The sequence below is a fragment of the Vibrio sp. Vb2131 genome, from assembly GCF_033338535.1.
Classification (GTDB): domain Bacteria; phylum Pseudomonadota; class Gammaproteobacteria; order Enterobacterales; family Vibrionaceae; genus Vibrio; species Vibrio alginolyticus.
This window is the reverse complement of record NZ_JAWOSW010000003.1, coordinates 37181-57902: the sequence shown is the minus strand read 5'-3', so window position 1 is coordinate 57902 and position 20722 is coordinate 37181. Positions and strand designations below refer to the sequence as shown.

21 protein-coding genes are annotated in these 20722 nt (G+C 45.6%); 5 read left to right on the top strand and 16 right to left on the bottom strand.

Going from position 1 to position 20722, the window contains the following annotated elements; all coding sequences use genetic code 11:
- Positions 1 to 148 precede the first annotated feature (148 nt).
- Positions 149 to 2947 (top strand): two-component sensor histidine kinase BarA, encoded by a 2799-nt coding sequence (gene barA, locus R7E38_RS04350; protein WP_033907441.1) that lies wholly within the window; start codon positions 149 to 151, stop codon positions 2945 to 2947.
- Between the two features lie 69 nt (positions 2948 to 3016).
- On the opposite strand, the gene acpS is transcribed toward barA, so the two are convergent.
- The 11 genes from acpS to rpoE form a co-directional block, all read right to left on the bottom strand.
- Positions 3017 to 3397: a holo-ACP synthase gene (gene acpS, locus R7E38_RS04345; RefSeq protein WP_005380927.1), complete on the bottom strand. Its 381-nt coding sequence runs from the start codon at positions 3395 to 3397 to the stop codon at positions 3017 to 3019.
- 10 nt (positions 3398 to 3407) lie between these two features.
- On the bottom strand, positions 3408 to 4142 hold the full coding sequence (gene pdxJ / locus R7E38_RS04340) for a pyridoxine 5'-phosphate synthase (RefSeq protein ID WP_005384579.1): 735 nt from the start codon (positions 4140 to 4142) through the stop codon (positions 3408 to 3410).
- Positions 4139 to 4870 (bottom strand): DNA repair protein RecO, encoded by a 732-nt coding sequence (recO, locus tag R7E38_RS04335; protein WP_005384578.1) that lies wholly within the window; start codon positions 4868 to 4870, stop codon positions 4139 to 4141. The genes pdxJ and recO overlap by 4 nt, the downstream gene beginning before the upstream one ends.
- A gap of 115 nt (positions 4871 to 4985) precedes the next feature.
- Complete coding sequence (gene era / locus R7E38_RS04330; protein WP_005380931.1) at positions 4986 to 5948, bottom strand: GTPase Era; 963 nt, start codon at positions 5946 to 5948, stop codon at positions 4986 to 4988.
- A complete protein-coding gene (rnc, locus tag R7E38_RS04325) occupies positions 5941 to 6618 on the bottom strand; it encodes a ribonuclease III (RefSeq protein WP_005380932.1) in 678 nt (225 codons plus the stop codon). Before rnc ends, era begins: the two co-directional genes overlap by 8 nt.
- Positions 6619 to 6639: 21 nt before the next feature.
- Positions 6640 to 7539, bottom strand: coding sequence for a signal peptidase I (gene lepB, locus R7E38_RS04320; RefSeq protein ID WP_005380933.1), 900 nt, complete (start codon positions 7537 to 7539; stop codon positions 6640 to 6642).
- A 104-nt stretch (positions 7540 to 7643) separates the two neighbouring features.
- Complete coding sequence (gene lepA, locus R7E38_RS04315) at positions 7644 to 9437, bottom strand: translation elongation factor 4 (protein ID WP_005380934.1); 1794 nt, start codon at positions 9435 to 9437, stop codon at positions 7644 to 7646.
- A gap of 158 nt (positions 9438 to 9595) precedes the next feature.
- Complete coding sequence (locus R7E38_RS04310) at positions 9596 to 10066, bottom strand: SoxR reducing system RseC family protein (RefSeq protein ID WP_149191724.1); 471 nt, start codon at positions 10064 to 10066, stop codon at positions 9596 to 9598.
- 2 nt (positions 10067 to 10068) lie between these two features.
- Complete coding sequence (gene rseB, locus R7E38_RS04305) at positions 10069 to 11028, bottom strand: sigma-E factor regulatory protein RseB (protein WP_005380941.1); 960 nt, start codon at positions 11026 to 11028, stop codon at positions 10069 to 10071.
- Positions 11025 to 11651 (bottom strand): sigma-E factor negative regulatory protein, encoded by a 627-nt coding sequence (locus tag R7E38_RS04300; RefSeq protein ID WP_213899244.1) that lies wholly within the window; start codon positions 11649 to 11651, stop codon positions 11025 to 11027. The genes rseB and R7E38_RS04300 overlap by 4 nt, the downstream gene beginning before the upstream one ends.
- 26 nt (positions 11652 to 11677) lie before the next feature.
- The gene (gene rpoE / locus R7E38_RS04295) at positions 11678 to 12256 is read right to left on the bottom strand and encodes an RNA polymerase sigma factor RpoE (RefSeq protein WP_005380946.1); all 579 of its coding nucleotides are present in this window, start codon (positions 12254 to 12256) and stop codon (positions 11678 to 11680) included.
- A gap of 554 nt (positions 12257 to 12810) precedes the next feature.
- On the opposite strand from rpoE, the gene nadB reads away from it, so the two are divergent.
- Positions 12811 to 14424 carry an L-aspartate oxidase gene (nadB, locus tag R7E38_RS04290; RefSeq protein ID WP_005380947.1) on the top strand — a complete coding sequence of 538 codons (1614 nt, stop codon included), beginning with the start codon at positions 12811 to 12813 and terminating at the stop codon, positions 14422 to 14424.
- Positions 14425 to 14446: 22 nt separating this feature from the next.
- Here nadB and R7E38_RS04285 read toward each other — a convergent pair whose 3' ends face one another.
- The gene (locus tag R7E38_RS04285; RefSeq protein WP_230623489.1) at positions 14447 to 14908 is read right to left on the bottom strand and encodes a protein YgfX; all 462 of its coding nucleotides are present in this window, start codon (positions 14906 to 14908) and stop codon (positions 14447 to 14449) included.
- Positions 14877 to 15137 carry a succinate dehydrogenase assembly factor 2 gene (locus tag R7E38_RS04280; RefSeq protein ID WP_005380951.1) on the bottom strand — a complete coding sequence of 87 codons (261 nt, stop codon included), beginning with the start codon at positions 15135 to 15137 and terminating at the stop codon, positions 14877 to 14879. Before R7E38_RS04280 ends, R7E38_RS04285 begins: the two co-directional genes overlap by 32 nt.
- 189 nt (positions 15138 to 15326) lie before the next feature.
- On the opposite strand from R7E38_RS04280, the gene ygfZ reads away from it, so the two are divergent.
- The 3 genes from ygfZ to R7E38_RS04265 all read left to right on the top strand — a co-directional run bounded on the left by ygfZ (position 15327) and on the right by R7E38_RS04265 (position 17606).
- The gene (ygfZ, locus tag R7E38_RS04275) at positions 15327 to 16295 is read left to right on the top strand and encodes a tRNA-modifying protein YgfZ (RefSeq protein ID WP_318081681.1); all 969 of its coding nucleotides are present in this window, start codon (positions 15327 to 15329) and stop codon (positions 16293 to 16295) included.
- Positions 16288 to 16761 (top strand): aminoacyl-tRNA deacylase, encoded by a 474-nt coding sequence (locus R7E38_RS04270; RefSeq protein ID WP_005384562.1) that lies wholly within the window; start codon positions 16288 to 16290, stop codon positions 16759 to 16761. The genes ygfZ and R7E38_RS04270 overlap by 8 nt, the downstream gene beginning before the upstream one ends.
- Before the next feature lie 638 nt (positions 16762 to 17399).
- Positions 17400 to 17606 (top strand): DUF1107 domain-containing protein, encoded by a 207-nt coding sequence (locus R7E38_RS04265; protein ID WP_005380970.1) that lies wholly within the window; start codon positions 17400 to 17402, stop codon positions 17604 to 17606.
- A gap of 65 nt (positions 17607 to 17671) precedes the next feature.
- Here R7E38_RS04265 and R7E38_RS04260 read toward each other — a convergent pair whose 3' ends face one another.
- From R7E38_RS04260 to R7E38_RS04250, 3 genes are read right to left on the bottom strand one after another with little or no spacing between them, the layout of a single operon-like run.
- Positions 17672 to 18880 carry an FAD-dependent 2-octaprenylphenol hydroxylase gene (locus tag R7E38_RS04260; RefSeq protein WP_025768841.1) on the bottom strand — a complete coding sequence of 403 codons (1209 nt, stop codon included), beginning with the start codon at positions 18878 to 18880 and terminating at the stop codon, positions 17672 to 17674.
- Positions 18881 to 18911: 31 nt separating this feature from the next.
- Complete coding sequence (ubiH, locus tag R7E38_RS04255) at positions 18912 to 20090, bottom strand: 2-octaprenyl-6-methoxyphenyl hydroxylase (RefSeq protein WP_025768840.1); 1179 nt, start codon at positions 20088 to 20090, stop codon at positions 18912 to 18914.
- A gap of 23 nt (positions 20091 to 20113) precedes the next feature.
- Entirely contained in the window at positions 20114 to 20692 is a 579-nt protein-coding gene (locus tag R7E38_RS04250) for a YecA family protein (protein WP_025768839.1), read from the bottom strand.
- Positions 20693 to 20722: the final 30 nt, after the last annotated feature.

Sequence of the window (20722 nt, the reverse complement as noted above, 5' to 3'; positions counted from 1 at the left end):
TCTTGATTGCAGCCGTTGTGTGATTCGAGTGACTTGATTATGCTTACCGTTTATTCGGTGACGTCACTTCTTTGCTCAAGGCTTTATCGTGCGCTTGAGAAATAATGCGTTATTTTCCCATATCCAGACTCCGATGTAATTAGATAACATGACCAGATATGGCTTACGAGCACGTGTAATTACACTAACTCTCGCTCCCACTCTCATTATTGGTTTATTACTGAGCGGCTTTTTCTCATTTAACCGCTACCAAGACCTTGAGAAACAAGTTATCACCACTGGTAACAGCATTATTGAGCCGCTGGCGATTGCCAGTGAAACTCATCTACTATCAGAAAGCCGAGAGGCGGTACGTCGCTTGATAAGCTACGCGCACCGCAAAAACTCCAAACTGGTTCGTAGTATCGCGGTATTTGATGAACATCATGAGCTCTTTGTGACCTCTAACTTTCATCCTAATTTTGAAGCCTTGATGTTTCCCAAAGATAAACCGATCCCGCAACTGGGTAATTCGGAAATCTACGAAAACTCACTGATATTGCGTGTCCCCATTTTGTCAGAAGGTCACTACTTAGCGGAGTTGTCGAACGAAAGCCAAGGCACAAAAGCGATTGGTTACATCGCCGTCGAGTTAGATCTCTCCTCCTTGAGGCTGCAACAGTATCAAGAAGTCTTTTCTGCGTTTTTAGTTCTGGTTCTCGGTCTTGGCTTAGCAAGTGTGTTTGCTTCACGTCTAATGCACGATGTGACCCAACCTATCACCCACATGAAGAATGTCGTTGACCGCATTCGCCGCGGTCATCTTGATGTGCGTATCGAAGGCAAAATGCACGGTGAGTTAGACCAGCTAAAAAATGGCATCAACGCCATGGCGGTATCGTTATCAGAATATCACGTAGAGATGCAGCACAGTATAGACCAAGCCACGTCCGACTTACGTGAAACGCTTGAGCAGCTAGAAATTCAGAACGTTGAGCTGGATATCGCGAAGAAACGCGCGCAAGAAGCGGCCAGGGTTAAGTCAGAGTTCTTGGCGAACATGTCGCACGAGCTGCGTACTCCGCTCAATGGGGTGATCGGCTTTACTCGTCAAATGCTTAAAACGCAGCTTTCTAACAGCCAAACGGATTACCTACAGACGATTGAGAAGTCGGCGAACAACCTGCTGAATATCATCAATGACATTCTCGACTTCTCGAAACTTGAAGCGGGTAAGCTGGCGCTGGAAAACATTCCTTTTGATTTCCGAGAAAGTTTAGAAGAGGTAATTAACCTACAAGCCACAAGTGCACATGAGAAAGGGTTAGAAATCACCCTAAAAGTGGACCCTAAAATTCCACCGGGTTTAGTTGGGGATCCACTACGTATCCAGCAAATTTTGACGAACTTAGTCGGTAACTCAATCAAGTTTACCGAGCGAGGCAACATTGATGTTAGCGTAGAAATGCGCTCTCAATCAGGAGACTCCGTCGAACTACAATTCATGGTGCGTGATACCGGTATTGGTATCTCTGAGCGTCAGCAAGCGCAGTTGTTCCAAGCCTTTAGCCAAGCAGATGCAAGTATTTCACGTCGTTACGGCGGTACTGGTCTTGGTCTGGTTATCACTCAGAAACTGGTGAGCCAGATGGGCGGCGAAATCAGTTTAACCAGCCGTCTACACCAAGGTTCAACCTTCTGGTTTACGGTGCGCTTGCACTCAACCGAGATGCCAATGAGCGAACTGATTGAAGTGGAACTTCTGACTGGGAAGCAGTTACTGCTGATTGAACCAAACATGCAAGCCGCATCCGTAACCCAACAGATTCTAAGTCAGGAGGGTATTTTAGTAACCTACCGCTCTTCGCTACCAAACAACGAAGAACAATATGATTATGTACTGTTGAATTTAGCGGCCAACCAGACTCACGATGCGGAAGTTATTACACCTTGGATAGAACAAGCGAAACGCATGGCTCCGAGTGTTCTCCTAGGGACACCGAGTACCGAATTGGCGCTTGCGGACCAAATAATGACAGAGCATCACGTCCAGTGCCTGACGAAACCATTGTCTCGCCGTAAGTTGCTACAAAGCCTGATTAGCGAACATGTAGAATCGCCACCGGTATTAAGCGCTCCAATTACGCCAAGCGAAGGGGACCGTTTACCTCTCACTGTACTAGCAGTGGATGACAACCCTGCAAACTTGAAGCTGATCTCTGCACTGCTCCGCGAACGAGTAGAAACCGTCACCGCCTGTAGCAATGGCCAGCAAGCGGTGAACCTGGCGACAGAGAAAAAGTACGATTTAATCTTCATGGATATTCAAATGCCACAAATGGATGGGGTGACCGCTTGTAAGCACATTAAAGAGTTGGAGCTAAATAAAGACACGCCAGTGATTGCGGTAACGGCACATGCCATGGCAGGGGAACGAGACCGCTTGCTCTCGGCAGGAATGGATGACTACTTGACCAAACCTATTGAAGAGCATGTGCTACAACAGGTTTTGGTTCACTGGAACCCAAATGCTTGTACAGAGAGCATTGGCAAAGTCGCCCCTTCATACGTTGATGAACCTGAAGGAAGCGCACCACAATCCGTTTCTTCGCCTCAGCAGGATGTGATTATTGATTGGCAAGCAGCCTTGAAACAGAGCGCGAATAAAGAGGATCTCGCTAAAGACATGCTACGCATGTTGATTGAGTTCATCCCTGAAGTAGAAGCAGTCGTTGACCAAGCTCTGGAGCAAGAAGATATCTCTCGTGATGACCTAATTCATGTCATCCATAAGCTGCACGGCAGTAGTTCATATTGTGGCGTTCCAAGACTGAAGTCACTCTGTGCGACGCTTGAGCAAGCACTGCGCTCAGGGATCAGTCTTGAGGAGGTTGAGCCTGAAATGTTCGAGCTGCAAGATGAAATGATTAAAGTAACAACAACCGCAAAGTTATACCTTGAACAGTGATCTATTGAAGAGAAACAAAAGCCAGAGCAAATGCTCTGGCTTTTTAGTATTTTGTTTAAGACTTACAAGCTAGGATTCAAAAATGACCGTCGCCACAGCGTAATGACGCTCATCGGAAATGGACAGGTGAATGTGGTTAACGCCCATCGCATCCGCTATTTGCTTGGCTGTGCCCGTCAATGCGAGCACTGGTTTTCCAAGCTCATCGTTCGAGATGGAAAAGTCGTGAAACGTGACCCCTTTTGCGATCCCTGTTCCCAATGCTTTTGAGGCCGCTTCTTTAACTGCAAAGCGCTTAGCAAGATAACGACCTTGCAGCTTAAGCTGTGAGAATTTGGCCATTTCTTCTTCTGAAAGAATCCGCTGAGCAAAAGGTTCACCACTACGAGCTAACGCTTTTTCAATACGCTCAATTTCTGCAATGTCGGTCCCTAACCCTATAATCGCCATCTAGATAGCCCTATGACTGGCGAGCCTCAATCATCAGTGCTTTCATGTCAGCAACCGCTTTATTTAAACCATCAAATACCGCGCGACCAATGATTGAGTGACCAATGTTGAGTTCGTAAATTTCTGGTAATGCAGCAATTGGTGCGACATTGTGATAAGTCAGGCCATGCCCGGCATTAACAATAATACCTAGGTCATGTGCATAACTCGCACCAGCAGCAATCTTCTTCAGTTCAGCTTGCTGTTCGTCTTCTGTCGTCGCATCTGCATAGTGGCCAGTATGTAGCTCAATAAACGGAGCGCCACACTTTTTCGCAGCTTCAATCTGTTGACGGTCAGCATCAATAAAGAGCGAAACTTTAATGCCGGCATCTGTCAACTTTTTCGTCGCAGCTTTAATTTTTTCAAGCTGCCCTACTACATCTAAGCCACCTTCCGTCGTCAGTTCTTCACGCTTTTCAGGCACTAGACACACAAACTCTGGTTTAGTTTGCAGCGCAATCTCAACCATTTCGTCCGTCACTGCCATCTCTAGATTCATACGCGTTTGAATGGTTTCACGCAGAATACGTACATCACGATCCAAAATATGGCGACGGTCTTCACGTAAGTGGATAGTGATACCGTCCGCGCCTGCACGCTCTGCAATTTCAGCAGCGTGAACAGGATCCGGGTATTTTGTACCACGTGCATTACGTAGAGTGGCAATATGGTCGATATTGACGCCTAAATAAATTGAGCTCATTTTCCGTTACTCCGTGCTCTGGGGGTCTGAATGAAAAATTCACGACTTTTTAAAGGTTTGCCGCCAAGATACGGCTTTAAGGCTATACGTGTAAAGCGTTTTGCCGCTTTTAGCTGCTCTTTAGTGACGAACCGCCGCTCACTGATAGCAATCAGTTCATTCCCTAAAAACGTTAGGTTATCGCGCCTAACCGAAGCAATAAACCCTTTCTGTTCCCGGTAACGATAGGTCATTTCTGGGTCGACGGGCTCGCCGGTACCTGCACAATGCAAAAAATCCACGCCATACCCCATCGCAGACAACAAGGCTAACTCAAAACGACGCAGTGCAGGCTCAGGGTTCTCGTTGTGCGCCAACTCGGTTAACGCATGCAAATAATCATGAAATAGTGCTGGCATCGGCACTTCAGCCATCAAAATACGGCCAATCAGTTCATTGACGTACATGGCTGAGTAGAGATTAATGCCCGTTAACGGCAAACCTAGGCTTATCGGCTCGGCTTGACGCAAAGTTTTCATTGAGCCTTTCCCCGACCATTTAAGTAATAGCGGGGTAAAAGGTTGCAATGCGCCTTTTAAGTTCGAACGCTTACTGCGCGCGCCTTTGGCCATTAAAGTCATTCGGCCATATTCCTCACTAAATACATCAAGGATTAAGCTCGATTCACTGTAAGGGCGTCGGTGCAATACAAAACAGCGCTGTAAACCTTCGGAAGACAGATTACTCATCTAAGTCATTGTGCCTAAAAAGTGTGAAATAAAAAATAAGGAGCCGAGCGGCTCCTTATTTTAATCGATACTGATTTTTCATCGATGTTGGAGCGAAGCACCTTCGCAGCCAAGATTATAAATCGTCTATATAACCCAACGATCGCAACGCTCGTTCGTCGTCTGCCCAGCCAGATTTCACTTTTACCCAGGTTTCTAGGTAAACTTTACGACCGAACAATTCTTCCATATCCAAACGCGCTTCGCGACCAATGGTTTTAATCTTCTCGCCGCCTTTGCCAATCACCATTTTCTTCTGACCATTACGCTCAACAAGAATCAAGGCATTGATGTGGAAACCGTCGGTTTCGGGGTTGTAATCAAAACGTTCAATTTCAACCGTTACTGAGTATGGCAGCTCTTCACCAGTAAAGCGCATCAGCTTTTCACGCACAATCTCAGACGCCATAAAACGCTGAGAACGGTCAGTCACGTATTCTTCTGGGAAGTGATGCGTTGCTTTAGGTAAGTGATTACGCACGTGCTTACGCAGTACATCAATGTTCTTACCTTGCTTGGCAGAGATTGGCACAACATCCACGAAGTCCATCTTCTTCGACATCTCCGCCATGTGTAGCATCACGTCGTTACGATCTTGTACGTTGTCGACTTTGTTTACACAAAGCACAACTGGGAAGTTCGATTTTTGAAGTTTGGTCAGCACCATCTCATCGTCTTTAGTCCAATGCGTACCATCGACTAAGAAGAACACAAGGTTTACATCACTCAATGACGAGTTAGCTGCACGGTTCATCAAACGGTTGATCGCACGCTTTTCTTCAATGTGAAGTCCAGGCGTGTCGACGTAAATCGCTTGGTAATCGCCGTCCGTATCCACACCCATAATACGGTGGCGTGTCGTTTGCGGCTTACGAGAGGTGATCGAAATCTTCTGACCCAAAATCTTGTTCAAAAGTGTCGACTTACCTACGTTTGGACGACCAACAATAGCAATAAAGCCACAGTGTTGGTTTTCTGGCGAGCTTGGCTCACCTTGTGATGCGAAAAACGCATCGATATCGAATTCGTTATCAGCCATTTGTTAATTGCTCAAGTGCTGTTTCAGCAGCCGCTTGTTCTGCCTTGCGGCGGCTGGTGCCTTTACCGATTACAGGCTTATCCACACCTGCTACTTCGCACTCAACCGTGAACTCTTGGTTGTGCGCTTCACCTTTAATATTAGTCACTGTGTAGACAGGCAGCGGTTTTCTTCTGCCTTGTAGGAACTCTTGTAGGCGAGTTTTCGGATCTTTCTGTGAAACGCCTGGTTTAATGGCTTCAAGGCGTGACTGATACCAACTCAGTACAATGCCTCGCACAACTTCAAGATCACTGTCTAGGTAAATTGCGCCAATAATGGCTTCAACCGCATCGGCTAAAATAGAGTCTCGGCGAAAACCGCCACTCTTCAATTCACCTGGACCTAATTTTAAATAATCTCCTAGATCGAATTCACGACCCAGTTCCGCCAATGTATGTCCGCGAACCAAAGTAGCACGCATGCGGCTCATGTCACCTTCGTTCACTTTTGGGAAACGATGGTACAGATCATCAGCGATGACAAAACTTAAAATTGAATCGCCCAGAAACTCAAGACGTTCATTGTGCTTACTGTTGGCGCTGCGGTGCGTCAGCGCCAAATTGATAAGCCCGGCATCTTGAAACTGGTAGCCGAGCTTTCTCTCTAGTTTATCAATTGGAGAATTCATACTCTCTCGATATTTGAATGGTTAGTGAATGCCACCGATGCGGTTAAAACGCACACCAGTTGGAATCCATGAAGGTAGAACACTATCTGCGCCACGATCAAACTCGAAGCTGATCCAGATCGCGACAGCTTTACCGACTAAGTTTGCTTCTGGAACAAAGCCCCAGTAACGGCTGTCAGCACTGTTGTCACGGTTATCACCCATCACAAAATACTGACCTTGTGGTACAACCCACTCTGTCGTTCCGCTGCGTGGGAAATATTGCTCCACGCGGTTACGCACAAGAGGGTTAACCAAAATATTGTGCTCAACGTTACCCAATTTTTCATCCAGTTGGATCATTGGAATACCGTTCGAGCTAAACTGACTTTCTTCAACATTGCTCAGTTTAACTGGCTTACATGCCGATTCGCCTTGGCTTTGCACGCAAAGCTGCTTATCACTTGAATAACGCACGATATCACCAGGTAAACCAACTACACGCTTAATGTAGTCCACACTTGGTTGTGGTGGGTATTTGAATACCACGATATCACCACGCTCAGGCTTACCAGTTTCCACTAGCTGAGTACGCCATACTGGGTCTTTTAGACCGTACGCGTACTTCTCAACTAAAATGAAATCGCCAACCAGCAAGGTAGGCATCATTGAGCCTGATGGGATTTGAAATGGTTCGTAGATAAAAGAACGTAATACTAAAACGAACGCGATCACAGGGAAAATAGAGACGCTATTTTCAACCCACCAAGGCTGACGCTCAACTTTTTGCAAGGTCACTGCATCCAAACCATTAGACGTCTGAGCTTGAATCTCAGCCAGTTTTTCCTGACGCTTTTTCGCGAAAACCAGCTTTTCCAATAGCCAAACCACGCCAGTTACCAAAGTCGCAATAACCAACATCAGTGAGAATGTATTCGCCATTAAATTCCCTTATCTAAAAATACGAAAGTGAAAGAGCCGAAACCCTTTCACTTATTTTAATATCTAACGTCTTAAGACCGACAAGTGTGAGACAAAGTTCAACTTTAGTCTTTACCTACGTGAAGGATGGCTAGGAACGCTTCTTGAGGCAGCTCAACGTTACCGATCTGCTTCATGCGTTTCTTACCTTCTTTCTGTTTCTTCAGAAGTTTCTTCTTACGACTTACGTCACCGCCGTAACATTTCGCAATAACGTTCTTACGCAACTGTTTTACCGTTGAACGAGCGATAATGTGGTTACCAATTGCCGCTTGGATTGCGATATCAAACATTTGGCGAGGGATGAATTCTTTCATCTTCTCTACCAACTGACGACCGCGAGTCTGAGACTGATCTTTGTGTGTGATCATCGCCAATGCATCAACAGTGTCACCGTTAAGAAGAACGTCTACACGTACCATGTTCGAAGCTTCAAAACGCTGGAAGTTGTAATCCAAAGATGCGTAACCGCGTGATGTTGATTTCAGACGATCGAAGAAATCCAGTACCACTTCAGCCATTGGAATATCGTAAGTCACAGCGACTTGGTTACCGTGGTAAACCATATCAACTTGACTGCCTCGCTTTTCAACACACAGTGTGATTACGTTACCTAGGTACTCTGAAGGCACAAGGATGTTACAACGCGCAATCGGTTCACGAATTTCTTCAATATCATTGATCGCTGGTAGTTTTGCTGGGCTATCAACATACAGCAGATCGCCATCCGTCTTCTCAACTTCGTAAACTACCGTTGGTGCTGTGGTAATAAGATCCAAGTCGTATTCACGCTCTAGACGCTCTTGGATGATTTCCATGTGCAACATGCCAAGGAAACCACAACGGAAACCAAAGCCAAGTGCCGCAGAGTTTTCTGGCTCGTAGAATAGCGATGCGTCGTTAAGGCTTAGTTTGCCTAGTGCGTCACGGAAGTTTTCGTAATCGTCGGAAGATACAGGGAACAGACCTGCGTAAACCTGAGGTTTAACTTTCTTAAAGCCAGGTAGCGGTTTATCACAACCATTCTTCGCTAGAGTCAGCGTATCACCAACAGGGGCACCAAGAATGTCTTTGATACCACAAACAACCCAACCTACTTCACCAGTACGAAGGGTATCGGTATCTACTTGTTTTGGCGTAAAGATACCAAGGCGGTCTACACCCCAAACTTGGCCCGTACTCATCACTTTGATCTTATCGTTCTTCTTCAGTTCGCCGTTTTTAATACGCACTAGAGAAACAACGCCAAGGTAGTTATCAAACCATGAGTCTATGATCAGCGCTTGTAGTGGCGCATCTGGATCACCTTCCGGTGCTGGAATCGCTGACACAATGTTCTCTAGAACGTCATCAACACCGATGCCTGTCTTCGCAGAACAGCGGGTTGCTTCCATTGCATCGATACCAACGATTTCTTCAATTTCTTCCGCTACACGCTCAGGATCGGCTGCTGGTAGGTCAATCTTGTTCAAGATTGGCACAACCTCTAGATCCATTTCGATCGCGGTGTAACAGTTAGCCAGTGTTTGAGCTTCAACACCTTGACCCGCATCCACAACCAATAGCGCACCTTCACAAGCCGCTAGAGAACGTGATACTTCATATGCAAAGTCAACGTGCCCCGGAGTATCGATGAAGTTCAGCTGATACGTCTCACCGTCTTTAGCGGTGTAGTTTAGCGTCACACTCTGAGATTTGATGGTGATGCCACGCTCACGTTCAAGATCCATAGAATCCAGAACCTGTGCGGCCATTTCACGATCGGTTAACCCGCCACAAACTTGGATTAGACGGTCTGATAGGGTCGACTTACCATGGTCGATGTGGGCGATAATCGAAAAGTTACGAATGTGCTTCATAGATTTAGGGTGACTAACTCTTTACAAATAGGGACAGTAAGAAACGCCATATACTGACGGCATTTCAATCAAGTTGGCAGATTCTACCGAATTTCGTTAACGGGCGCACGTAATTTAAAGTACATACCCAAATAACCTTTAGTGGAGGGGGACAGCACTTACTGGATTGGCTCTCCAAGTACCCGAACGAGGGTAACTTGGCGCTTGGATTCATCTTCTAACGGACGAGAAACACGTTTTGCGACCCACATTCCACCAGCTGCAAACAATACCGAAGCCAATATGATGATGCCTTCCCCGCCGGCTGTCAGTGGCGCTAATAGGAAGTGACCAAACATCGCACCGATAATCAAACCAAACAATGGCAGTAAATAAACCGCCATTGCTGATTTTATTAGGCTCGACTCAGGAAAACCAATCTCGACGACTTGACCTATTTTCACCGATTTATCCGTGCGCAGGTGCCAAGATAAACTCTTGTTACCAATGGCTTTAGTAACAACGCCCGTTCCACAGCTTTTCTGTGAAGAGCAACTACTGCAACTGGTCTGCTGTTCGCAACTTAAATCAATTTCGTATTGCTTGCCGCGACGATGCACGTCTGTCACGGTAGCCAACGCGGTCATCATTGTTATTTACTCTTTGTTACATTAAATGTGACAGATTGGGCGATACGCTGTGCTGTGGTCGGTGGAATGTCTCCTACAACAGAGATTTCATGTTGACCACTCACAAAACTGTGTAGCGTTCTTCTGCCTTGGCGAACCAACTGCCCTTTTAACGAATGCTCATCCTTGTTTGCTACGTAAACAGAGAAGCTAAACAGACCATCAGAATACAGCTGGCTCTCCACCATTTGGTTAGTAACGGCCATACGATAGCGGTTGAGCTCGTTCGGCTCGAAACCCTCAGGGATCCAACCAACCTGCCAATTACTGGTCCCAATATCGCCTTTTGGCATGGTGAGAACAGCAGGTAATTGAACATCTTGCAGGCCACTCATTAACTCTGCGATTTTTGGGTTTACCGTGTAAGAAATAGTGCGATATTGTTCAAGCATCTCACCATCGCGGTCCACAAGGTCGGCACGTAACGGCAATTTACTCTTCTCATCGATCCATAGTACGTATGAATAGCGCAGACCGTCTTTAGGAACAATACGCAGCACTTGTGTTGCCACACCAGCTTCACGAGCTCTACCCACTTTTACGTAGTCGTAATACAAGTTTAGCTCATCGATATTGGTGTTGAGCATAGGCATAGTCGGAGCGACCATTTTACCTGACTCGATGGTGAACGGTTCTAAACCCGTTTCGATATAACTTACTTCAGTTCCGCGACGAATCACTTCACGCACAGGGCCACTTAAGTAGACAAGATGAGCATATTGATCGTCACCATGCGTGGCATGACGATACAGCAACGGCTCAATGCTGTTCTTTTTGATAAGGATATAAGAGAGTTCGTAACTTAAATTCTTACTCGCCTCGCTCATTTGATGCAATAAAGCCTCCGCTGGCTTGTCACCAGCAAAGGCTTGAGAAGACATCATACTGAACAGAGCGCAAGCGCTGATCAGAAATTTTTTCATTCAATATCCGGATTCAGATTTGCATCTTGTTGAGATGCATCACTGTTAATTCGTAACTGCAATTCGTAGTCTCGCAGCATAGCATGAACACGCTTGCGCTGCTCTTGCATATTTGCCTCGCCTACAGAACGTTCTACAGACTCACGAGTCAAACTCACTGGTTCTGCGCTGCCAGCAAACGGAACCGTCTGCAATACAGGTAATTGATCTGCTTGCGGCGACATTGAATCGCTACCACCGTACTGCTGTACACCTAAAATAACAACAAGCGATACACATGCAGCAACAGCAACTTGACCAAACTGCGTCAACCAACCTGGCAAGTGACGTTTTGCTTTTTGCGGTTCTGGTTGCGACTCTTTTGGCGTATCCGCAATTGAGATAACATTTGCACTGTGCGAATCAAACGCACGGTGTGCAGGTTCATCTTCTAACGCTAACGCCACGCTTTCAGCAATATTCCACTCAGGTTTTGCTGGCGCTTCGCCTCGCATCACATCACCAATCAGGTGATAGTTCTGCCAAGCATCACGGCTCTCTTGGTTTTGCTCTAACTCTTGAATTAAAGCCTTATCAACCAATTCTCCATCCATGAGAGCTGAAAGTTTTTCTTTGTCAGCCATTATTTTCACCATAGTTATTACTTGTACTAGCGTTGCAAAAGAGGTCTGATTTTCTTTTCCACCGCCTCACGAGCACGGAAGATACGCGATCGTACCGTTCCTACCGGGCAATCCATCACTTCTGCAATTTCTTCATAACTCAAGCCATCGAGCTCTCGTAATGTCATTGCGGTTTTTAAATCTTCAGGTAAAGCTTCGATTGCACTGAACACCACCCGTTGCAATTCTTTGGACAACGTTAAGTTCTCAGGGTTCGATATTTCTTTAAGTGCACTACCTGTTTCGTAAAATTCAGCATCTTCAGCATCGACATCTGTCGCTGGAGGTCTACGCCCTTGAGCAACAATGTGATTTTTCGCAGTATTCACTGCAATGCGATACAGCCACGTATAAAACGCACTTTCCCCACGAAAGCTAGGGATAGCTCGGTAAGCTTTAATAAACGCTTCTTGTGCTACATCTGGTACATCGCCAGGATTACTAACGTATCTGGAAATAAGATTACATACCTTATTCTGGTACTTTGTTACCAACAGGTTGAATGCTTGCTTATCGCCATTCTGAACTCGCTCAATCAATACTTGATCGGTCAGCTGCTCGTTCATTCGAGCGGATACTCCTATTTGTTATGCCCCTACTCTTCTCAGATATGGGTACTAATTATGCAAAACGTAGTATTGACACCACTGCTTACTTGAGCACTATTGTGACCCTAACGTGAATGAGAAAGTTCCATGGTTTCTCAAGTTTTTTGTCATTGTTTTTTCACAATGTGATGTCTGTACCCAAATGACCACCGCTGCCTGACTTTAGTCTAAGTTTGACAAGCGAGCATCTTGGAGGGAAATGGGTATAATGAATGATCTCTGTCCCAGATTGTGCTGGGTCGGGCATGGAAAAGCAATGGCATTGACAAACTATTACTTTTCATTTGCATGGCTAATGGCTATCTGAACACCGCGTTACAAATTATAACTTAGGAAGCATGCTCATGCTCTGCATGAAAAAGAAGAGTGGCTCAGTCACCGCCGTAACACGGACGTCGATAGGTCTCCCAACTTAGCCCTTAGCGACAGATGTCGCGATAATGGAATGCACATGGTGTGCAAATAATACACAAGGTAACTTTGTTACCTTAGCTTGGGATTATAAAAGTTATATGAACACAAATCGTGAACATGAGTGTGATGTATTAGTGGTAGGGAGTGGCGCGGCAGGTTTGTCGTTGGCTTTGCGCGTTGCTAACCACTGTAAGGTGATGGTGCTGAGTAAAGGACCACGCAGCGAAGGGGCAACCTACTATGCTCAAGGCGGTATCGCTGCCGTATTTGATGAGTCAGACACCATTGATTCACACGTTGAAGACACGCAAATCGCCGGGGATGGTATTTGCGATGAGGAGACCGTAAGGTTCATTGCTGAGCATTCAAAAGAGTGTGTACAGTGGTTGATTGACGGTGGTGTCCCATTTGATCGTGAAGAAGATGACTCTGACGATGAACCTCGCTACCACTTAACTCGTGAAGGTGGTCATAGCCGTCGTCGTATTCTTCACGCGGCAGATGCGACAGGTATGGCGATGCAAACCTCCCTGCAAGATAACGCTCATAACCATCCAAACATTCATGTTCTCGAACGTCACAATGCTCTGGACTTAATCACCGAAGACAAAATTGGCGGTGATAAAAACAAAGTTATCGGTGCTTATATTTGGAACCGCAACGAAGAGCATGTCGAAACCGTGCGAGCCAAATTTGTGGTTCTCGCTACAGGTGGTGCTTCAAAGGTTTATCAATACACCTCTAACCCAGATGTGTCGTCTGGTGATGGTATTGCGATTGCTTGGCGTGCAGGGTGTCGTGTGGCGAATATGGAATTTAACCAGTTCCACCCTACGTGTTTATATCACCCAGAAGCACGTAACTTCTTGCTGACTGAAGCGTTGCGTGGCGAAGGTGCTTACCTGCGTCGTCCAGATGGCTCTCGCTTTATGCCGGATTTCGATGAACGTAAAGAGCTTGCTCCGCGTGACGTCGTGGCTCGTGCTATCGACTTCGAAATGAAGCGTTTAGGTGCCGACTGTATGTATCTCGACATCAGCCATAAGCCTGCTGACTTTATTACGAAACACTTCCCAACCATTTATTCACGTTTGATGGACTTGGGCATTGACATGACTAAAGAGCCAATCCCAATCGTACCTGCTGCACACTACACTTGTGGCGGTGTCATGGTGGATAGAAATGGCTGCACCGATCTGAAAAATTTGTATGCGATTGGTGAAGTTAGCTACACCGGGCTGCATGGTGCTAACCGCATGGCATCAAACTCACTTCTCGAATGCGTGGTTTATGCTTGGTCTGCGGCAAAAGATATTCTAAAACATCACACTAACGTTGAGCTACCTTCACAGGTGCCATGTTGGGATGAAAGCAAAGTAACCAATAGTGATGAAGAAGTGATCATTCAGCACAACTGGCACGAGCTTCGTCTGTTTATGTGGGACTACATGGGCATTGTGCGAACTGACAAGCGTTTAGAGCGCGCCTTACGCCGTATCCAACTGTTGCAACAAGAAACACACGAGTACTACAGCAATTTTCGAGTGTCGAACAACTTATTAGAACTGCGTAACCTTTTACAAGTAGCAGAGTTGATGGTTCGTTGTGCGATGCAGCGTAAAGAGAGTCGAGGTTTGCACTACACGCTTGATTATCCGAACCAACTGGAAAACAGCGGACCAACGATTTTGGTTCCAGCTAAACAGCTTTAACTCTACCAAGTAAACTATTACATCAGCAGGGAGCATTAGCTCCCTGTTTCATTTCCCATTGGCGTAATACCAAAGATAGTTGACGATACTGCTCATCGTCACAGCTATCACGCCAAATCGTAACACTACGGCCAGATTGCAATTGGAATGTTATCTTGAATGGTGATGCCGATGTATCGACTCGCTGTAAATGACCCTTTTCGGACTCAATATCTTCCGAGTATTCGCCATACTCAAGGGCATCAAACCTAACCGAGCCATCGCAGTGCACATACCAATGCCCATGACTTGTAGGTTGAACAAGGCCTTGGCTTGAGAGAGCCTTAACAATCAGTAATAACAAATAAGTCGATAATACGAGCGGAATGCTAGAGAAGATAACAGCCCAAGTCATCAATAAGAAAAGTACAACATTGAGGACTCGGGCAGTCAGAGAGGGAGAAGCAGTAAAATTAACGAACTTTGCTGAGGTTATGGGCGACAATTTTATCAACCATTGCTGCATGACCTAAATTTTCGCTACGGCCATGCCCCATTACCCAAGTAAACAGATCAGGATCATCGCATTCAAGTAAAGAAACAAAGTCACGCTGCTCTTGTTCACTCAGAGTATCAAAGCACTCTTCAAAAAACGGCATAATTACTACGTCAAGCTCAAGCATGCCTCGACGACAAGCCCATTTAATACGCGCTTTTTCTTCCGGAGTGTACATTCACTATTCCTTCATAGATGTCTTGTTGTTAGTGCGGAGTGTAACAAGGGATGTGCTACGTCACTAGTGTGCGGGTCACAATACGATAGTGAAAGCAGACAAATGTTGATTCGTAAATCGCTCCCCTAGTATCTCAAGGTTATTTGGGTATAACATAGCGGAAAAATATCTTCAAAAGGCATTGTAATTATGGAATGGCAAACTCGTTTTTCAGCATTACCTCTCTCAACTCAAGACGCACTTCCAGAGTTATCTATCTCACTGCTGGATAACTTCGGCATGATCACCATGATCGGTGATGATAAAAAATCATACTTACAAGGTCAGGTTACCTGCGATGTTGTTTCTTTAGAACAAGACCAATCAACACTGGGCGCACATTGTGATGCGAAAGGAAAAGTGTGGAGCGTGTTCCGCCTTTTCCATCATCATGATGGCTACGGCATGATCCAACCAAAATCGGCGATTGACGTAGAACTTAATGAAATAAAGAAATACGCTATTTTCTCTAAAGTAACGATTGAAGCTTCTGATGACGTTATCTTAGGTGTTGCTGGCGTCAAAGCCGACGAATTCATTTCAACAATGAGCAAGACAACTGGCAGCGTTCGCCCAGTTGACGGTGGCACAGCAGTGCAAGTTGCACAAGATCGCTGGTTACTGATATTAAGTGCGCCAGAAGCACAGCAAATCGTTGAAACTACCGACGCTGTCTTTACGACAAATGAGCTTTGGAATCGTTTCGATATTGAGGCAGGTTTACCATTTGTCTCTGCATCCGCGCAGAATGCTCACATTCCACAAGCACTTAACGTGCAAGCTTTAGGAGGCATAAGCTTCACAAAGGGCTGCTACACGGGACAAGAAACGGTAGCACGAGCGAAGTATCGCGGTACCAATAAACGTGCGATGTATATCGTAAAAGGTGCAACTTCTGCTCCATTCAGTAACGAACCAATTGAGCTCGAACGCAGCGTAGGTGAAAACTGGCGTTCAGTAGGTGCTTTATTAAATCACTACCAGTTCAGTGACAATCACGCGATTGGCCTGATCGTGCTGCCTAATAATCTCGATGAGGACACTCGTCTTCGTTTGGTTGCGCAACCAGAATGTGAATGGACAATCGAATCACTGCCTTACAGTCTTGATGATGAGTAATACAATCAATACTCCTTTGATGCAATTTCTCACAGACCAACACATTCCGTTTCGTCTGTTACCGCATCAAAGACCAGCAACCACCATTGAGGATGCCGCGCACCAACGCGGCATTCGCCCCTCTCAAATGGTGAAAGCAATCTTGCTACGAGACATGGGTAATCAATATGCACTCGCCTGTGCGCCAGGTGATCGTAGCGTTGATCCCAAAAAAGTGCGCTCGTTACTGAAATGTCGCCGGATGACTTGTGTTGATCAAGCCGATGTTGAGTCCATCACTGGTTACAAAATTGGTACTGTCACTCCTCTGCTACTAAAACGTCATATGCCAATCGTGTTCGACCCTAGCTTACTAGAAGAACAGGAAGTCACGATCAGCAGTGGCGATCGCATGGCTGGACTGGCGCTTTCTATCCAAGATCTTATCCAATTGTGTCAGCCGACCGTAGCTGAGATCTGTCGTTAATCGTCTAAAAACAATGTAATGACACGTAGTGTTTCTATCACTGCGTGATCTCGCTCATATCTACAAAAATAGACATGAGAATTTTTAATCACATATAAAACATAAATAGTCACAAAGATAAAACTCGTATATGCTGAATTTGTTGGTTAAGTTTCAAACAAGCACTTAACCAATATAAAGTGAGTCAGCTAGCTGAGTGACAGCATTCATGCAGTTAGTTATCCACTTTTGTGTAATGCATCTGTGACTATTCGCCCGCTGAAGCGGGCTTTTTTTTACGTGGAACTTTTTCTCTTTCATTTCCTCTAATCGTTAGAACGTAAAGTGTGTTACGCGAAGCACGACCTTAATAGAAACAACTAGCAAACAACCGTTTTCGTTCTATTCTTAATTCTGTAACAAAACTATTGCTTAATGCGTCACGTAAAAAGGAGTGTATTGGGTAAGGGTTCCTTTAGAGAGGTTATTTTCGGGGTAATCCTCACGCTATTTAAGAGATGACACTGTCAAATTGTCTAAGACAACACAATTCTCTGACGCAACACCCTACATCTGTATTTAATACTATTGCTGTCACAATAATTTTCGCGTCCAGAACGTAGAATACCTAGGCTAGGTTAGATAAAAGGAAAGTAAATATGAGACTGTTTAAGCGCTATACACCAAGTATGATTGCTAAACATATAAGTCGTCTTTTTAAAGGAAGAATTTATATTTACGGGGTCGGTAGATTCGAGTTTGATAACGGTAAGTTAATACTGCCGGAGAAAGCAGAGCAACGCCATTTCCGAGCGGTCAAAGAGATCAATCAAGAAATAATGAAACTCCGATGCGCATATGCTTAGCAAGATGTTGATAAAACAAAGGCTGGATTAACCAGCCTTTTGTGTATTTGAAGTTCGCTTTGCACTTACTGACGCGCTAGATCCGGCAAGTGTCCCTTTAAACCAAGCGCGCGCTTCATGATCTCATCTTTCGCTCCCGGCAGTTGCCCCGCTAAACTTAAGCCAATGCCACGAACGAGCTTCTTAGCTGGGTTCTCGCCAGAGAACAAATCTCGAAACCCTTGCATAGTAGCGATCATCTTTGCCGCTTCCGCTTTTCGCCAACGCTCGTAGCTTCTTAGGTTGCGTTTACTACCGATATCTTGTCCCTGCTTCCAAAGTGCTAACACCTCTTGAGCAAGACTGGCCGCATCTAATAAACCTAAATTCACACCCTGCCCCGCTAATGGATGAATGGTATGAGCTGCATCACCAACCAGCGCGACTCGCTCGACAACAAAATCTCGCGCATAGCGCATTTTCAAAGGAAACGCAGCACGCTCTCCCACTACTTCACATAGACCAAGTCGAGCATCAAACTCACTCGTCAACGCTTTATTGAAATCATGTTCACTCATTGCCACTAACTGCTCTGCTCGATTTGGCTCCGTGGACCAAACAATAGAGCACATATCTGGTTGCGACATTGGCAAAAATGCCAACGGTCCGTGAGGAGTAAATATCTGGCGCGCAATGCTGTTGTGTGGCATGGCAGTTTTGACATTCGCGACCAAAGCATGATGACCATAGTCCCAATGCGTTAATGGAATATCCATTTGATGGCGAAGCCACGAATTCGCCCCATCGGCTCCGACCACTAATTTAGCGGTCATGGCTTGGCCATTATCGAGCGTCAGCCAGCTTTCTTGCTCACCGACCGCGAGAGTCGCGCAACGTGCAGGCATAAACATAGTGACGTTATCGAGCTTTTGGACTTGTTCAAGCAGTGCAAGTTGAATCACACGATTCTCAACAATATGCCCTAAATCAGGTTGTGCCATACTTTGTGCATTAAATTCAATGCTGGCAAAGCTATCTTGTTCCCATACTTCCATGCCATGGTAAGGCGAAGCTCGGCGCTGTTCTATGCCCTGCCAAGCACCAAGTTTACGCAAAATCGTCTCACTAGAGCGGCTCAACGCAGACACACGAACATCGGGTAATTCTTTCAACGAATCATCTGGCACTTTACCTTCAATAATGGCGACACGCAGATCACTGTCTTTGAACGCGGCAGCAAGTGCCAACCCAACCATCCCTCCGCCGATGATGGCGATATCTACACTTTGCATCATTGCTTTTTATTACCTAATTCAGTGCGGCCGTTCATCGTTTTACCAAGCCAAGAGTATGGCGTAGTAGCGGCTGCTTAAAAATAGAAAGGTTATCCATCGCTGCTAAGGCAGTATTTCGGCCAATTCGCATCGCGGGTAAATCATTTGAAAAAACATGCACCAAGGCACTGGTTAGCCAAATAGTTTCGCTTCGATCTGCTTCTCTACGTTGACTAAAGCGCATCAGGCCTTGATAAAGACCCACATCCTCACTTTGCTGCACAATTTCTTCTGCTAGTGAGACTACATCGCGAATACCGAGATTAAAGCCTTGTCCAGCTATCGGGTGCAGCGTTTGCGCCGCATTTCCAACAATCGCAAAGCGATGTGAAATATTTTGCTTTCGATGACGAAGAAGTAATGGGTAACTTGCACGACGCCCCACTTTTTTCATCGCGCCTAAACGCCAACCAAAATCGTTCTGTAAATGCTGGAGAAATGCTTGATCAGATAACTCAAGAACGGCTTGGGCTTCTTCAGGGTGCAAACACCAAACTAAGGACATTCGATTGTCACTCATTGGCAATAAAGCAACAGGGCCATTTTCAGTAAAACGTTCAAAGGCTCTACCTTGATGAGGTTCTTGAGTCACAATATTGGCAATGACAGCCACTTGTTCAAAATCTTGCTCAGAAATTTCTAGACCAATTTTCTGACAACAGGTCGAAACAGCACCATCTGCAGCTACCAACAGTTTTGCTTCAAGTTGCTCACCACTTTTCAACGTCACATGGGTACAGTTTTGCTCGCGCTCGATATCGGTAACGGAGTCAGGACAAAACAGCGTAATTGATTCGCTGCTGTCTAATAATTCTTGATATACACGCCCAACATCGGCTAATTCTACAACATACCCTAGAGCTTCAACCCCAACCTCTTGCTTGGTAATCTCCGTCATCCCAGCATGAGAACGGTCAGAAACGTGGATATGTTCAATGGGGGTGACAAACGGTTCTACTGACGTCCAGAGCTGTAGTTGACGCAACAGATTGACAGTACCGTAAGACAATGCGATTGAGCGAGAGTCAAAACCAGGATGCATATCTGATTGTGCTTTAAAAGGCTCAACGACTGCAATGCGGAGCTTTCCCTGAGACAAATGGTCAATCGCCAATGCTAACGTTGCACCAGCCATGGCACCACCAGCAATGACTACATCATATTGCTTCATACTAACCTCTGGACAGTCTACGATTAGTGAATAGTAGGTTTTTTGTCGCTGCTTTCAGGACGAACACCAAATTCAGCATGAATCGTTAGTACGCAAGCTTTGATGTGCTCAATCACTTGCTCTAGCAATTGCGCTTGTTCACCAAGATCGTCATCTTCATCGATGCCTAATTTGGCAATCTCTTCTAAGTCAGCCAGTGCTTCTTTAGCGTCATCAGATGCTTTATTAAGAGCAACGCCTGCTAGACCTAGCCCAGAAATAAAGTGGTTTACAAAGTCGGACACACTGTCGGCTAATACGAATAAGCCTTCTTCGCCCGGCTCATCTGGCAATAATAAAGACAGCTCCATCGACGTGCCAGTTAGTTCATTGACAGTAACAGTGAATACGCTTTGAGCAAAAGCTAGCGCGGTAGAAGGCCAACCCATACCATCATTGGTGTAGTCAAACAGAATAGGCTGCCAAGTTTGATCATTGATCGCCAATCCACCACTTAACATGCCGACAAATAAGCCATGTAATTCCGCAGGTGTTACTGCTAGGCTTGCAGATTGCAGTTCAGCAGCAATAGATTGGTATTCAGGAAGGGTGATTTCACTCATAACTTGGCTCATTCTTGCGTAATAATGTAT